This is a genomic window from Micromonospora orduensis (assembly GCF_006228125.1).
GTDB lineage: Bacteria > Actinomycetota > Actinomycetes > Mycobacteriales > Micromonosporaceae > Micromonospora > Micromonospora orduensis.
The window spans coordinates 1-15,655 of record NZ_VDFY01000191.1; the positions used below are offsets into that span (position 1 = coordinate 1).

12 protein-coding genes are annotated in these 15,655 nt (G+C 71.5%); 3 read left to right on the top strand and 9 right to left on the bottom strand.

The window, feature by feature from the left end; genetic code table 11:
* The first annotated feature begins 190 nt into the window (after positions 1 to 190).
* Positions 191 to 697 carry a GNAT family N-acetyltransferase gene (locus FHG89_RS22050; RefSeq protein WP_139586318.1) on the top strand — a complete coding sequence of 169 codons (507 nt, stop codon included), beginning with the start codon at positions 191 to 193 and terminating at the stop codon, positions 695 to 697.
* 231 nt (positions 698 to 928) lie between these two features.
* On the opposite strand, the gene FHG89_RS22055 is transcribed toward FHG89_RS22050, so the two are convergent.
* Positions 929 to 1,762, bottom strand: a complete 834-nt coding sequence (locus tag FHG89_RS22055; protein WP_208761051.1) for an ArsR/SmtB family transcription factor — start codon at positions 1,760 to 1,762, stop codon at positions 929 to 931.
* A gap of 18 nt (positions 1,763 to 1,780) precedes the next feature.
* On the opposite strand from FHG89_RS22055, the gene FHG89_RS22060 reads away from it, so the two are divergent.
* Both FHG89_RS22060 and FHG89_RS22065 read left to right on the top strand, forming a co-directional pair.
* Positions 1,781 to 3,226 carry an MFS transporter gene (locus FHG89_RS22060; RefSeq protein WP_139586320.1) on the top strand — a complete coding sequence of 482 codons (1,446 nt, stop codon included), beginning with the start codon at positions 1,781 to 1,783 and terminating at the stop codon, positions 3,224 to 3,226.
* A gap of 104 nt (positions 3,227 to 3,330) precedes the next feature.
* Positions 3,331 to 4,083, top strand: coding sequence for a hypothetical protein (locus FHG89_RS22065; protein ID WP_139586321.1), 753 nt, complete (start codon positions 3,331 to 3,333; stop codon positions 4,081 to 4,083).
* A 48-nt stretch (positions 4,084 to 4,131) separates the two neighbouring features.
* Here FHG89_RS22065 and FHG89_RS34185 read toward each other — a convergent pair whose 3' ends face one another.
* From FHG89_RS34185 to FHG89_RS22105, 8 genes are all read right to left on the bottom strand, one after another.
* On the bottom strand, positions 4,132 to 7,056 hold the full coding sequence (locus FHG89_RS34185) for a S8 family serine peptidase (protein ID WP_208761052.1): 2,925 nt from the start codon (positions 7,054 to 7,056) through the stop codon (positions 4,132 to 4,134).
* A gap of 345 nt (positions 7,057 to 7,401) precedes the next feature.
* Entirely contained in the window at positions 7,402 to 7,971 is a 570-nt protein-coding gene (locus tag FHG89_RS22075; RefSeq protein WP_139586323.1) for a hypothetical protein, read from the bottom strand.
* A gap of 158 nt (positions 7,972 to 8,129) precedes the next feature.
* A complete protein-coding gene (locus tag FHG89_RS22080; RefSeq protein ID WP_167517488.1) occupies positions 8,130 to 9,923 on the bottom strand; it encodes a DUF8189 domain-containing protein in 1,794 nt (597 codons plus the stop codon).
* Between the two features lie 551 nt (positions 9,924 to 10,474).
* Positions 10,475 to 11,680, bottom strand: coding sequence for a purine-cytosine permease family protein (locus tag FHG89_RS22085; protein WP_139586325.1), 1,206 nt, complete (start codon positions 11,678 to 11,680; stop codon positions 10,475 to 10,477).
* Positions 11,673 to 12,470, bottom strand: a complete 798-nt coding sequence (locus FHG89_RS22090) for a sugar phosphate isomerase/epimerase family protein (protein ID WP_167517491.1) — start codon at positions 12,468 to 12,470, stop codon at positions 11,673 to 11,675. Before FHG89_RS22090 ends, FHG89_RS22085 begins: the two co-directional genes overlap by 8 nt.
* A 62-nt stretch (positions 12,471 to 12,532) precedes the next feature.
* The gene (locus tag FHG89_RS22095) at positions 12,533 to 13,687 is read right to left on the bottom strand and encodes a dihydrodipicolinate synthase family protein (protein ID WP_139586327.1); all 1,155 of its coding nucleotides are present in this window, start codon (positions 13,685 to 13,687) and stop codon (positions 12,533 to 12,535) included.
* The gene (locus FHG89_RS22100; protein WP_139586328.1) at positions 13,684 to 14,835 is read right to left on the bottom strand and encodes a Gfo/Idh/MocA family protein; all 1,152 of its coding nucleotides are present in this window, start codon (positions 14,833 to 14,835) and stop codon (positions 13,684 to 13,686) included. The genes FHG89_RS22095 and FHG89_RS22100 overlap by 4 nt, the downstream gene beginning before the upstream one ends.
* A gap of 41 nt (positions 14,836 to 14,876) precedes the next feature.
* On the bottom strand, positions 14,877 to 15,632 hold the full coding sequence (locus FHG89_RS22105; RefSeq protein ID WP_425280203.1) for an ABC transporter ATP-binding protein: 756 nt from the start codon (positions 15,630 to 15,632) through the stop codon (positions 14,877 to 14,879).
* Positions 15,633 to 15,655 lie beyond the last annotated feature (23 nt).

Genomic DNA, 15,655 nt, shown 5'->3' on the forward strand with positions numbered 1-15,655 from the left:
GCCACCGAGCCGCCCGCCACGACGTCCACATCGTCACAGCCGCCACCAGCAACAAGCCGAACAGCAACACCAAGAAAACGAAGACCCCGAATAGCCCGAGGCCACGACGCACAGGTTAAAGATCAAGCTAGGCCGTGTTTCAGAAGTGCTCGTGTTGGGCCCTACTCGGAACGATGGGTAGCCTGCCGGGATGGCAATGGTTGTCACCTACCTGGAGATGAACAACGCCAAGGACCTGCGACCTGGGAAGGTGGTGCCGGATCTTCTCCTACGGCGCGTTGACGGTGGCCTGCCGCTCGTGCGTGCCACCAATGCTCAGGTCGGAGCCCCCTACGGGTGGCGGAGTGCCTCTCGGACGAACAAGGAGTGGCAGGAGCTGATGCGGTGTCGTCCGCTGCGCCAGTACCGGTTCCTCACCCTGAAGGACGAGACCGTGGGGGTTGCAAATGTGGAACCCCAGCCTGACGGAGATGTAGAGATCACGGCCTTTGGACTGTTGCCCGAATATGTCGGGATGGGTCTCGGCGGCCATGCGCTGACGCTGACCATCAGGCAAGCATGGGACAGTGAAGCCGTGGAGTCTCCGGCTGTCCGCAGGGTTTGGCTGCACACATGCTCGTTGGACCATCCGAACGCACTACGCAACTATCAGCGACGCGGCTTGACTGCCTATCGCACCGAGGTCGAAGTCGAGTAGTTTGTCGGCTCAGGCCGAATCAAGCTGGCGAGTACGCGCGTGTCGGCACCCGTACGCGATCCGGCGACAGGAGTGGAAATACTTCAGCGATCGTTCCCTCGGTTACGCCCTCGTTGGCGCCGGTCGGCTCGGCGGCATCGCCCGTTCCCGCTGAAGCGTCGCGGGGAGGGCGTCCCAGGCACCTCGGCGATGCCCTGATCCTCGGCCCCGACGCGCTCCAGCCGCCACGGATCAGTCACCGAGGAGCGCGTCACCTCGCCGGGTCCGCACGTAGAAGACCAGACGCCCGGCTCGCTGCCGAGTGACCAGGCCGGCGGCCGTGAGCCGCGAGAGGTGCGCCGAGACTCCGCTCGGGATCAGCCCGGTGCGGCGGGCCAGCGACGTCGTCGTCGGAGTCGTCAGCTCGGCCAGCAGGGCTGCGCGAGCCTGGCCGATCACGGGGGCGAGATCGGCGCCGGGCGTGTCGCTGTGCCACATCGAGCCCACGCCCCGAGCGGGGTATCGCAGCACCGGAGCCCACGGCTCGGACGCCTTGACGAAGACGTTCGGCCACGCGAACAGTGACGGCACGAGCACAAGGCCACGACCACCGAGTGCGTACCCCCGGTCCAGATTGGGCCGGTCCACCGACAGGACATCGTCGGACCAGGAGATCGCGGGATCGAGTTCAGGAAACATCCGGTGCGGGCCGTCGTCCGCCAGCCGCCGCGCCCGAAACATCACGTCGGCCTCCAGGATCCCCCGGATCCGCCCCCAGTGCGGCGCCAGCGTGAGCCCCCAGTAGCTGCGCATCTGGGCCACGATCGCCGGCAGGGCCCGGCGCGGCGCGCGGCGCAGGTCGGACAGCGAGGCCGGCAGCCGGTCGCCGTACACCGTCTCCAGGTCCTGACGCACGAGTGCCGTCGGTGTGTGCCGCACCGCTGCGAACTCGGCCTCGGGCTCGGCGACGGGTGAGTACGGCGCCGGCGCGAGGAAGCCCGGCAGCTTCTGGTCGGGCGCGATCACCAGGTCGCGCAGTTGACGAAGGTCGGGTGCGGCGAGCACCGCGGCCCGGTGCCGGGTCACCCAGGGCAGGTGTACGGCGTGCGCGCCCGGATCGCGCAGGACGCGCAGGCTCGCGACGACCTCCCAGGCGGGGGAGATCGCGAACCTGATGCTCGCGAGATCGGCCAGGGACAACGACAACCGCAGCATCAGATTCGCTCCACGAGGATTCACCGTAGTATGAATCGTTGGCGCGTGCGGGTGGCCGACGTCGATGGTCCGGGCATGTCGATCCCACACGTCCGTGGCCGTAGCCGGGACGCCGCCCGTGCCCTGCCCCGCGACTTCGCTCGCTACCTCGTCGCCGCTGTCGCTGCGAAGGGCGGCTTCAACATCGCCAAGGTGGCGGTGCCGCTCGTCGCCATCACATCGCTCGGCGCTGGTCCGGGCGCGGCGGGTTCGCTCGCCGCTGCCGGCACCGCTCCCTTCCTCCTGCTTGGCCTGCCGGCCGGCGCGTGGCTGGATCGGGTCGCTCGTCGCCCGGTCATGATCGCAATGGATCTGATCCGTTTCGCGCTGATCGGCTCGGTGCCGATCGCCGCCGCGGCCTCCGCGCTGACCATGACCCAACTCTGGGTGGTGGTCCTGCTCAACGGCGTCGCGACGGTCTTCTTCGACGTCGCGATGCAGAGTCACCTGCCAGACCTTGTCGGGGGTGGCGATGGCAGGCGCCTGGTCGCGGCCAACGGACGGCTCGGCGTCGTGGACCAGATGGCGTTGATCGGCGGCCCGGCGCTGGCCGGGTGGCTGATCGGCCTGTCGACAGCGGCGGTGGTTCTGGTCGCGACGGCACTCGGCTACCTGTGGTCGGCGCTGTGGATCCGCCGCATCGAGCGGCCGGAGCCGCCCCGGGTCGTCGTACGACGCTCGCTCGCGGCCGAGGTCCGGGAGGGCCTCTCGTTCGTCCGGCGCAATCACGCCCTACGGGCGATAGCCGTGGCCGGCGCGCTCATGAACTTCGCCACCGCAGGCACGGTCGCGATGCTGCCGCTTCTCCTTGTGGAGGAACTGCACTGGTCGGACAGCCAACTGGGCCTCTTCCTCGCCGCCGGCGGAACCGGTGGTCTGTTCGGGGCACTGTCTGGTGAGCGGTTGTCGAGGCGCCTCGGCCCCGGCCGCTCGGTCCTGGGGATCGGGCTGAGCGTCGCCCCGGCCTCGCTCGTGTTGCCGCTCGTCGGCCAGCCGATACCCGGGCTGGCCGCCGCACTCGCGTGGGCGTTGGTGATCTTCAAGGTCGGCTTCGACGGCGTGGTGTTGATGTCGTTCCGCCAGCACGTCACACCGCCACGGCTTCTGGGACGGGTCAACGGGACCCTGCGCGTGATATTCAGCGGGGCGCTCACGCTGGGCGCGGCGACGGCGGCATCCGTCGGCGCTCACGCCGGTCCGCGCGCCGCCACCTGGGTCGCCTGTGCCGCACTCGCGCTGGTGTGGGTGCCGATCCTGCGCTCACCGATGCGGCGGCAGACCCTCGGCCCGTCCTGAGACGAGGCTCGTCCGATCCGGCCGACATCAGTCGGCCCGACGGTATTGATCGTTTCCGCTGACGTGTCGCGGGGAACTGCTCAGGGCAAGGTGAGGGGGAGAACATGAGCCGGCACGCACTGCCGCGGACCATCCGAGCGCTGGTCCTACCGTTGCTCGGCACCGTCGCGCTGAGCACGGCCTGCACCACGGGCGGGGACGAGTCCGATCCGGTGTCGTCGGCCGCGTCGCCGACGACCGCCTCGGCCGGTACGAGCCCGGCCGACCCGCCGTCCGCGACCGCCAGCGCACCGACGACCATCCCGACGTCGGCCTTCGTCGAGCTGCCCGCCGAGCTGCGGAAGTCGCCCCGACGCACGACGCCCGTCGCCGAGGCCCTACCAAAACTGTGCGGCAACGAGTTCGGCACCGGGGGCCGGCAGGTCACCGCGAGCGCGGCGATGACTGTCACGTACAAGAAGTCAGGCGAACCTGACACCAACGTGCCGCAGGGCATGATCCACCAGACCATCTTCACCTTCGACGGCGACGGCGCCGTGGCCTACCTGCAACGCCTCCGCGACGCGGTGCGGGCGTGCCCCTCGTACGACCAGGGCGGCAACCCGGTGGCGGTCAAGAGCCGGGCGTTGCCCGGTGTCGGTGACGACGCGTTGCTGGTGTCCCGTACGTGGGCGGAGACGAGCCTCAACGGCGAGCGGACCGGCGGCGACGCCTCCAGCCAGATCGCCGTGGCCCGGGTCGACGGGGTCGTGACCGTCTTCGACGACCAGGGTTGGGAAGGCAGCAGCGGCAACCCCGACATCCTGGACCGGACCGTGCGCGACGGCGTGCGGACCATCGACGCCTGGCAGCGCTGACGAATGCGGGGCGGTGCCCAACGGCACCGCCCCGCGCTCCGTCATGAACTACTGCCAGGCACCCTGCTGGGTGGAGACGAGGTTGCCGGGAATGACAGTGCCGTTGGTGCTCCACTCGGTGTACGCCCAGAAGTCGCCCTCGGCCAGCGGCCCGTTCGGCTTCAACGTGAAGTTGACGCTCTGACCGCGTTCCGTCGTCGACGGCAGGGTCAACGTGGCAGGCGAATACGTGGCGTTGCCACCGATGATGGCGTGCCGCAGTTCGAAGTCGACGACCGGGCCGCCGGGCACCTGCGCGAACACGTACGCGGTGTAGCGCCCCGGCTCGGGCAGGAACTTGTACGCCTGCTCCAGGCTGGTCCAGTACCTGTCACTGCTGTAGACCAGGGTGTCGCCCTTGTAGAGGTAGAGGTCGAGGTTCGTGTTCGGGTCCTCGGTGGTGGCCTCGACGATGATGCCTGCGGTGTTCGCCGGCACGGTGAAGTCGACAGTCTTCACACCGGAGGCGCTCGGGTCGAACACGCCACCGTAGACGCCTGCCGGCATCGAGTACGACGTGCGCCGCACCGGCGTGTAGCCGGTGCTGCGACCCGTGAGCGGCCCGGTGAAGCCCGGCTGGATCATGCCGAAGGAGCCGCTGGTCATCCGGCCGAACTCCTCGCCGTCGTCACCGTACGGCCGGGGGCTGATCCCCCACGGGCGGGCGGCGACCGGGATCCGGGCGCTGTGCGCCCTGCCCTTCCAGGTGATCGATCCGGTCACGTACCGGTCCCAGGGGGCGCTGCCCCGGCGCAGCGTGATGGTCACCGTCGCGGACTTCCCCGGCGCCAGCGTCACCGACGCCGGCGTGACTGTGACCTTCATGCCGGGCAGGCCGGACACCGACGAACGGTAGGTTTCGCGCTCCTTGCCCACGTTGGTCAGGGTGCGGCTGAGGGTCACCGGGCGGGTGCCGTCGTACTCGCGCAGCGAGATGGCCGGCAGGTTGAGTTCCTTGCCGTCGGGTGCGGCCCTCTCGCTGAACCCGGTCAGCTCTGCCGCCGTCGGTTCGATGACCAGTCCGGGGTCCTTGGCCCCGGCCAGGTTGATGAAACCGCTCCCCTGGTCCAGAGGGCTGCTGGTGCCGACGGTGTCGGTGGCGGTGGTCCGCAGCGCCGAGGCGACCGCGCCCGGCGACCACTGCGGGTGCGTGGCGCGCAGGATCGCCGCCGCCCCGGCCACGTACGGCGAGGCCATCGAGGTGCCCGAGTACGCGTCGTACTGCCGCCCGAAGTTGCCCGCCGGTGACACCGCGGCGATGATGTCCGACCCCGGCGCGACCAGGTCAGGCTTGAAGACGCCGAAGGTCACCTTGTCCGGTCCGGTGGAGGAGAAGTCCGCGACGCTGGGTACGCCCGGGACGCTGGAGCCGTCACCGCCGCTGCGCAGGGACACCGTCGCGTCGGTGGGGTGGCGCATCAGGTAGTTGAACAAGGTGCCGGCCTGCTTCTCGGTCGGCAGGTACACCACCGGGAAGTTGTAGATCGAGTTGACCCGGTAGTTGCCGACCGGGTCGAACAGCACCATCGCGGCGCCGCCCTTGGCCTTGACCTCGGCGGCGGAGCCGAACGTGTCGGACAGCGCGCAGGCGACCACCTTGCCCTTGATCTTGGCAGGGTCGAGGCTGCCCGGTTCGCAGTACACCGCGCCGAGATCCGGTGATCCGGCCTGCTCGCCGAAGACCATCGCCCGCGAGGCGCCACCGGGCAACGCGTCCAGCGAGCCACCGACCAGCTTCGTGCCGTCACCCAGCTTGACGGTCGCCTCGTCGAGGTTCGTCACAGCCGCGCCGACAGTGGTCACCCAGGGCGCCGCGTTGCTGATGGCGCCGCTCACGATGCCGGTGTTCCCGGCCGACGCCGCCACGAACACCCCGGACAGGGTGGCGTTGAGGAAGGCGATGCCGATGGGGGTGTTGGCCTCCCAGTCGCCGAGCTGCGAGCCGATCGAGAAGTTCAGGACCTGCACGCCGTCGGCGACGGCCGCGTCGATGCCGGCGATGATGTCGGCGTCGTAGCCCATGGCGCCCCAGAGCACCTTGTAGACGGCGATCTGGGCGTCCGGCGCCACCCCGGAGATCGGGTCGAAGCGCCGGCCGTCGATCGTGACGTCCGAGATCGGCAGGCCCGCCGCCGTGGACGCGGTGTGCGTGCCGTGCCCGGCCATGTCGCGGGCAGACAGCACCTCACCCTCGGGTACGGAGCCTCCGCCGGCGAGCCACGTGTCGGCGAAGTACCGCGCACCAACGATCTTGCCGTTGCAGTGCTCGGCCACGAAGGCGACGCCCGTCTGGCAGGTGCCGCGCCAGCCGGCGGGGGCGGCCATCTTCCTGGCGAACGACGCGCTCTCCGGCCAGATACCGGTGTCCAGGATGCCGATCACCATGCCCGCGCCGGTGGCGGGGCCGGGCTTGGCCGGCTTGGCCGTGCGGTCGGCCGGCGACGGGTGGGCCCCGGCCGTGGTGGCGGGGGTCGAGGTGGCCGGGGCAGCCGCGACGGGCGCCTTCGAGCGGGTGCCGAGGGCCTGTGCGGCGGTGACGGCACGGACACGCGCGTCCGCCCGCAACGCGGTCGCCTGCTGGGCGGTCAGCTTCGCCGAGAACCCGTTGAAGGCGGTGGTGTACGCCGCCTTGACCTGGACACCGGCCGCGCTGGCGACCGCGGTCCGCTGGGCGTCGAGGTGGCGGCGGTACGCCTGCGACGGCCCCGACGTCACGTCCAGACGGTTGCCGGGCGCGGGACGGGTCAGCGTCAGCCCCGAGGTCGCGCCGACGTACGTGGTCAGTGGCTCCTCGGCCAGTTGGACGACGTACACACCCGTTCCGCTCGCGTCGACGGCGGCCTTCGGGCTGTCCGCGCGCTCGCTGTCGGGGCGACGATCCGCCCCGTCGGTCAGGGTGACCTTCCGGTCGGACCCGCCCGAGAAGTAGCCCACGCCGCTGTGGGGCGGCCCTTCTCCGGGGGCCGCCGATGCCGATCCCGCTACACCGGTTGTGCCGGTGATCATGGCGACGACCAGCGCCGGTAGCGCCAGTCTTCGCAGCCTGTTCCCGCTCGTGCGTGTAGCCACGAGGCTCCTTCCACCTGCTCCTATGTGGAGCTGCCCTCATCGATCGCGATCCGCCAGTGGGAGCGCTCCCCCACCTAAGCCGTCGACGGTTAATCGTCGATTTGCGCGGTGTTACGGATCGCCGGTGCGCATGAGATCACGACGTGTCAGCGCGCCTGGATCACTTTTCCGGCGCGGCGGGAGCAGGAGGCACGCCTCGGCGAGGGCCCGTCAGGCCTGGAAGTCGACGAGCAGCTGATCACCCTTCTCGGTCACCCGGAAGTTCACCGGCCGGGCGAGTCCGAACTGGACGAAGCACATGCCCTCGGCGTGCCAGACCGTGGTGTTGAGGACCAGTGGGTCCCGCTGCGGCACAGGCCTCTGCCCAAGGATGGTGTCGCTGCGCCCGACCTCCAGGTGCACGGTGTACGGCGCGTCGACGATCGAGCGCCGCAGCTGCGGGTCAGGGTCGGCCAGCACGGTGTAGAAGCGCAGCGACGCCAGCGCGGCCGGGGTGGCCGTGAGTGGGCCGGGCAGGGCGAAGTCAAGGACCGACCGGACGTAGCCGGCGCCGCGGTTGTCCGCCAGACGGATGCCCTGCAGGCGCGGCATCGGCTGGGCTGCCTGCCGCTGCGTGTCCGCGGTCGGGTGCCGGATCTCGGCGCGCCGGACGAAGACCCCGGCCCGACCGAAGGCGCCCGGCGTCGACGCGGATTCCGGTGCGGCAGCCGCGGAGGCCGGCCCGGCGGGCTGCGAAGGCGTCGGCTCCCGCAGCGGGATCTTCCATCCGATACCGGTCACGGCAGACGTCATGACGAAGCTGCGACGACGCATTGTGCGTTCCCCCGTGCGAATCGTGCCCGTGCCCCGGGCAGTCGATGGCATCCCCGGAGCGGGCGCTCCAGGGTTCTTTCAGTACGTGGGTCCCGACGCCGGCCCGGCCGGCCGGCGCCGGGGACCTACGCGGGAAGCGGTTGCCAGGGATCGAACGTGCGCCCGCCGACGCTGTCCTGGCGGCTGACGTTGACCAGACCGTCCGCACCGATACGGAAGACGTTGATCAGGCCGGCGGCGTCCATCGCGGCGGCGAAGTCGATGGTCGGACCATCCAGCGGGGTCCAGGCGTCGTCGTACGGGCCGCCCGGCGTCGACTCCATGTTCACGCTCACCGCCGTGTCCGAGCCCAGCGCGAAGAGGGTGACCGGCGCGTTCCGGTCGGACCGGTTGCTGACGATCGCGACCTCACCCGTTCCCGTCTGGCCGGTCACGATCGTCGGCGTCACGTCGAACGTGCCGCCGGACGACGACTGGCGGAAGATCGCCACCTCCGCGCTGCTCTCCTGTCGGTAGGCCAGCCGCAGGAGGTTGTCCGCTCCGATCGCCACCTGCGGCGGGCTCGCGGGAGCGGGAGTCGGGAGCGTGTTGAGAGCGAAAGCTCCGTTGGGCTGGGTCTGTGCCCAGTGCAGGACGCCGGTCCTGGTGGCGGCGAACACCTCGATCCGGCCGTTCGGGTTGAGAATCGCGGCGATGGCGTCCTGCGCGTCCGACCCCCGCAGATCGGTCCAGCCGCCCCAGCTGCCGTTGGCGGTGGTCTGGGCCTTGGCGCTGAGTCCTCCGCCGCCGTTCTTCACGAAGATCTGCATCCGGCCGTCCGCGTTGCGACTCGCCGTCGGGACGCCGATCTGGTCGGCGTTGCTCAGTCCCGCGTTGGGGCTGCCGAAATCCACCCATGACGCGAGCCAGCCGCCGTTCGGCTGGGTCTGGAAGGTGGTGACGATGTGGTGGTCCGAGAGGCGGCGGGCGAAGATCTCGAGACGACCGTCGGCGTTGTTGCCGACGGCGATGGTCGGTGCGAGCGGACCGCCGGCCCCGCCCATGGCGAGTGGCGCCGACCAGGCGCCGCCCACGGTCTGCCACTGGGTGTGGACGACCCCGTTGCGGACGACGAAGGTCTGGAGCCGTCCGTCCGCGTTGTGCCCGACCCAGGTGGTCCCCCGAGCCCACCGGCGGTACGCCCGGGCCGGCCAGTTGTTCGGCGCGTACTTCACGTCGTAGCTCGCGTACAGGCTGAGCGTGGCGGTCTTGTCGGCGACCGCGGCCGCCGACAGGTTGGCCACGGACTGGCTGATCTCGTAATCGCGGTAGCTGACCTGGATCGCCTTGCTCGACGACGACGTGGCCGCATCGGTGATGAAGCGCACCGTCGCGCGGTGGTCCGGGTGTTCCTGCGGGCCGTACCGAACATCGGGGTCGAGGTCCTGGAACCGCAGCACCGTCGGCTGGTACGTCGCGAGCAGGCCGCTGAGCACGGCTACCACGTCGGCCCGCTTGTAGGAGAACGACGTGGTCACCACCCCGGCCTCCGGAATGACCGACGTGTCGGTCGTCCCGCTGTAGATGTTGGCCAACTGGCCGTCGTGCAGGTTGAGAAACACCAGCACCACGTCCGGGCGCGCGGTCAACCGGTAACGCTCCACCTGCCTACCCGCGATCGTGAGCAGGTCGCCCAACCAGTCGGCCTGACTCGGAGCGATAGTCGTCACTCCGGCCATTCGGGCGTAGGCGTCCTGGACCCCCCGCTGCCGGTTGCGGGTCCGCTGCGCGTCGGTGGTGCCGGTGCCGGTGAGGTTGCCGGCGCTCAGGTACACGGTGACGCTGGGAACACCGGCCGCGATGCTCGCGCTCACGTCGGGATTCATGAACAGCAGGTCGTCGTCCTCGTGCGCGACAACCTGCATGATCAGACTTGGCATGGCGATCTGTCTGCGCCTTTCCGGGCTAGCGCACGGCGAATCAGGGCACCGCCACAGGTGGAGGTGCCCGATCCGGGTCTGGAGGGGCGGCCAGCATTGCATGATCGTTCTGAACCGCGCTACCCCGCTTTCCGGTGTCTGGCGTGCCCGGCGCGGCCGTCGGCGCCACCGGTTCCCGGACCCTGCCGGCGCAGGTCGTCGGGCGAATGGAGGGGGCACGGCGCCCCGGCGGGACTGATCGCCGGGCACGACGTGGTCCCACCTCGGGGTTCTTGATCAGATACATCGACGCGGGTGTCTCGATGGGAGGCGGCCCGACCCGGTGCCGTGGCGCGGTCGGGAGAGACGACGAGGCGACCGACCGGTTCATGCTCGAGCCACCTCGACATCCACGTGTGACCGGACGGTCGCCAGACCTGAGACGAAAAGTTCTCAAGCTCGGGCGATGGTCGTAGGCGACTCCGCAGACCAGATCCCACGTACGCCCTGGACCGTTCGGCGGGAACCGGCCGGGCAGACCCGGAGCACCGGGCCCGGTGGCGGTACCGGGGTCAACCGCGGAGCCGCCAGAGCACCGTGCACGCCCCCGCGAGCAGCAACCCCAGCAGCGGGGCGGAATCCACCCCGGCGAGCGCACAGGTCACCGCGAGCAGCGCCGGAGGCACCCAGCACCAGGCGGGCACGGTCCGCGAGGCGCGGCCACGCCGCCGGGCCACGGCCTCGGTCGCCATCGGCACCACCAGCACCGGCAGCGCGGCGGCCAGCAGCGTCAGCCAGGGCAGCACGAGCCGGTCGAATCGCGCCACCGCCAGGACTCCGCCCAGCACCGCGACGAGCAGCATCGCCGTACGCGCCGGAAACCGGGGAGCCAGGCCGCGCAGGGCCAGCGCCCCGGAGTACGTCGTGGTCAGCGCCGCGGCGAAGACCGCCACCGCCACGAACAGATTCGCGTACGCGGCCAGCCCCGACCCGGCGGCCAGGAGCGCGACCACGTCCGCCGAGCCGGTACGCAGCCACAGACCGGCGCCGGCGAGCACCCCGAGTAGCGCCGGCCCGATCAGCAGTCCCACGCACCAGGCCAGGTCCCGCCGGCGGGCCAGGCCGACACTGAAGTCCGGTGCGCGCAGCGCGAACACCGAGGCGTACCCGATCAGCGCGGATGCGTCGGCGAGCCCGCCGGCGGTCAGCCGGACCGGCGCGCCGGGTGGTGGCAGTACGGTCAGGCACCAGCCGACCAGGACCGCCGCGCTGAGCGTGGTGAACACCGCGATCCGGTTGCCGAACCGGGCCGGCGCCCAGGAGACGGCGAGGACCGCCACCTCCAGCAGCGCCGGCCCGGTCCAGGCCGGAAGGTGCGTCAACGCGGCCAGGGACGCGCCGCCGAGACCGACGTTGAACCCGTTCCAGCCGACCATCGTCACGGCCAGCACCCCCGCCAGCAGCACCCGCGAGGCGTCACCCAGGTACGCGGGCAGCACCGCGGTCAACGTCCCGCCGTCGCCGAGCGGGCGGCGCAGGCCGATCCGGCCCTGCCCCCAGAGCAGCGCCGCCATCAGCACCCCGCCGACCAGCAGCCCGGTCACCGGCACCGCGCCGCCGTGCCGGGCGGCCATGGCCGCACCGAGCACCAGGGTGGCCGGTGCGGTACCGATGCCCAGCCAGGCGCCGACCGCCGACGGCCAGCGCCGTCCGGGTGCCTCGTTCAGCGAGGGCGTCCGCGCGCCGCCCGGCCCGCCGTCGGACGGTCGCTCAGACAACGTGGCGCAGGTAGCCGGCGATCGCCGCGTCCAGCACCTCCGCACCCGGACGCGCCCACACCTCGGCGGAGAACACCTCCACCTCGATCGGCCCGGCGTAACCGGCCGCGTCCACCGCCTCGCGCAGCCGGCGCAGCTCGATGCACCCCTCGCCGGGCAGCGCCCGACCGAGCAGCACACCCTCCGGCAGCGGGGTCACCCAGTCGCAGACCTGGAACGCGGCGATGCGCGCGCCTGCCCGTGCGATCTGCGGGTACACCGTGTCGTCCCACCAGACGTGGTACGCGTCGACGACCACGCCGACCACCGCCGGGTCGAACCGCTCGGCGATGTCCAACGCCTGGCCGAGGGTCGCGATGACGCAGCGGTCGGCGGCGAACATGGGGTGCAGCGGCTCGATGGCCAGTCGTACGCCGGCCGCCGCCGCATGCGGGGCCAGCTCGCCGATCGCGTCGGCGACCCGACGTCGGGCGCCGTCGACGTCCCGGCTTCCGGCTGGCAGCCCGCCGGAGACCAGCACCAGCTCCGGGGCGCCCAGCGTGGCCGCCTCCTCGACGGCCCGCAGGTTCTCCGAAAGCCAGTCGTCGCTGGAGAAGAAGCCGCCCCGGCACAGCGAGGTGACGGTGAGGCCGACGTCGCGGACCAGCTTCGCCGAGCGCGCCAGCCCGTACTCGGCCACCGGCTCCCGCCACAAGCCGATGCCCGGCACGTCGGCCGCCACGCAGCCGGCCACCACCTCGGGCAGCGGCCAACGCTGGGCGGTGGCCTGGTTGAACGAGAACCGCTCCAGACTCACCGAGCCACCTTCCGTTCGCGACTGCGGGGCTCGCAAAACCGGCTCACTCCTCGCGCTCACCGAGCTACCCCCGCGATCGTGAACAGCGCCCGGGCGCGGGCGGCGGCCAGCTCGGCGTCGGGCAGCAACCCGGCCGCGTCGGCCAGGGTGAGCAGCGTGGCCAGGTGCGCCGGAGACCGGCCAGACTGCGCGCCGCCGACCATTGTGAAGTGGTCCTGGTGCCCGGCCAGCCAGGCCAGGAACACGATCCCCGTCTTGTAGTGCCAGGTCGGCGCCGCGAACAGGTGCCGGGCCAGCGGCACGGTGGGTGCGAAGATCTCGTCGTACGCCGGCAGGTCCCCCCGGTCCAGGGCGGCCAGCGCGGCGGCGGCGGCCGGCGCGATGGCCGCGAACACCCCGAGCAGCGCGTCGGAGTGGCCCACCTCGTCCCCCCGGATCAGCTCCGGGTAGTGAAAGTCGTCACCGGTGTAGAGCCGGACCCCGGCCGGCAGGCGACGGCGCAACGCGATCTCCCGGTCGGCGTCCAGCAGCGACACCTTGATGCCGTCGACCCTGGACTGGTGCGCCTTGATCAGCTCGACCACCGTGTCAGCGGCCAGGTCCAGATCGGCCGCACCCCAGTAGCCGGTCAGCGCCGGGTCGAACATCGGGCCCAGCCAGTGCAGCACCACCGGTTCGCCGGAGGCGCTGAGCAGCTCGTCGTACACCCGCAGGTAGTCCTCCGGGCCGCGCGCCGCGGCGGCCAGGTGCCGGCTGCACATCAGCACCGGCCGGGCGCCGGCCGCGCGGACGTCGTCGAGCTGTTCGGCGTACGCGGCGGTCACCGCGGCCAGGGTGGCCGGGCCGGGCGGCAGCTGGTCGGTGCCGACGCCGGCGACGATCCGGCCGCCCACCGCACGGGCCTCGGCGGCGCTGCGCCGGACCAACTCCCGGGTCGCCGGGTAGTCCAGCCCCATCCCCCGCTGGGCGGTGTCCATCGCCTCGGCGACCCCCAGCCCGTACGACCACAGGTGCCGCCGGAACGCGAGCGTGGTGTCCCAGTCCACCGCCGCCGGGGCGCCCGGCACGTTCTCCGCGCCCGGGTCGGCGACCACGTGCGCGGCGGCGTACGCGATACGGCTGGTGGCCGGCGCGGCCGGACGGGCGAACCCACTGCCGCCGGCCAGCCGATGACGCCGCCCCCCGGGCAGTACGACCTCGGCGGCGCTCACGCCCGTAGCTCCGGCACCTCGACGCGGACGCCGTCGCGGGCCGCGCGCAACCCCAGTTCGGCGAGCTGCACGCCGCGCGCGCCGGCCAGGAAGTCCCACCGGAACGGCTCGCCGGCCACGACGTGCCGCAGGAACGCCTCCCACTGCACCTTGAAGCCGTTGTCGAACTCCTCGTTGTCGGGCACCTCGGCCCACTGGGCGCGGAAGTCCTCGGTGACCGGCAGGTCCGGATTCCACACCGGTTTCGGGGTGACCGCGCGGTGCTGCACCCGACAGTTGCGCAGGCCGGCGACGGCGCTGCCCTCGGTTCCGTCGACCTGGAACTCCACCAGCTCGTCGCGGTACACTCGCACCGTCCAGGACGAGTTGATCTGCGCGATCACCCCGCCGTCGAGTTCGAAGACGGCGTACGCGGCATCGTCGGCGGTGGCCGCGTACGTGCTTCCGGCCTCGTCCACCCGCTCGGGCACGTGCGTGGCGATCACGCAGGACACGGCGTTGACCCGGCCGAACAGCTCCTCCAGCACGTAGTGCCAGTGCGGGAACATGTCCACCACGATGCCGCCGCCGTCCTGGGCCCGGTAGTTCCACGATGGACGCTGCGCCGGCTGCCAGTCGCCCTCGAAGACCCAGTAGCCGAACTCGCCGCGCACCGACAGGATCTGGCCGAAGAAGCCCCCGTCGACGAGCCGCTTGAGCTTGCGCAGCCCCGGCAGGAAGAGCTTGTCCTGCACGACGCCGGTGCGTACGCCGGCCGCGTCGGCGGCCCGGGCCAGGTCGAGCGCGGCGGCGGTGTCCTCCGCGAGGGGCTTCTCCGTGTAGATGTGCTTGCCGGCCTCGATGGCCTGCCGGATGGCCTTCTCCCGCTGCTGGGTGACCTGGGCGTCGAAGTAGATCTCGACGTCGTCCCGGGCCAGCGCCGACGTCAGGTCGGTGGTCCAGTCGGTCAGGCCGTGCCGCTCGGCCAGCTCGCGGAGCTTCGTCTCGTTGCGCCCGACCAGGACCGGTTCCGGCCAGATGGTCGTGCCGTCGGTCAGCGTCACGCCGCCGGACTCGCGGATAGCCAGCAGCGAGCGTACGAGGTGCTGCCGGTAACCCATCCTTCCGGTCACGCCGTTGACGATGATGCCGATCGACCTGCGGGTCATGGTGTTCCTTCCGTCGTGCTGGTCGTGCCGATCCCGCGTCCTCAGTGGTTGGCGGCCGCGCTGCCGAGCAACCCGCGCAGGTCGGTGGCGAGTCGGTCGAAGCGGGGATCCGACATCACCTGCGCGTAGTCGCGGTGCGTCGGCAGCTCGACCGCAAAGGTGCGGACGATCCGGCCGGGCCGGGCGCTCATCACGACGACCCGGGTGCCGAGGAAGACCGCCTCGGCGATGGAGTGGGTCACCAGCACCACAGTGGTGCCGGTCTCCCGCCAGATCCGGTGCAGCTCGGCGTTCATCTGCTCCCGGGTCAGCGCGTCCAGGGCGCCGAACGGCTCGTCCATGAGCAGCACCGGCGGGGCGTGCAGCAGGGCGCGGCAGAGGGCCACGCGCTGCTGCATGCCACCTGACAACTCGTGCGGCAACGCCCTCTCGAAGCCGGCCAGGCCGGTCATCTCGATCAGCTCGTCCGCCCGGCGCGCCGCCTGCGTCCGGTCCATGCCGCGCATCTCGGCCTGCAGCAGGATGTTGGCCCGCGCGCCGCGCCACTCCAACAGCGCGGCCTTCTGAAAGACGAAGCCGATGTCCTTCTGCGGGCCGCGTACCGGGCGCTCCAGCAGCGACACCTCGCCGCTGGTCGGCTTGACCAACCCGGCGACGATCTTCAGCAGGGTGGACTTCCCGCAGCCGGACGGACCGACGATGGTGACGAACTCCCCCGGCTCGATGTCCAGCGAGACGTCGTCCAGGGCGGTGGTCTGGGACCGTCGGGAGCTGAACCGGACGGTCACCCCGGCCATCCCGATGGCGGTGCCGGCGCGCG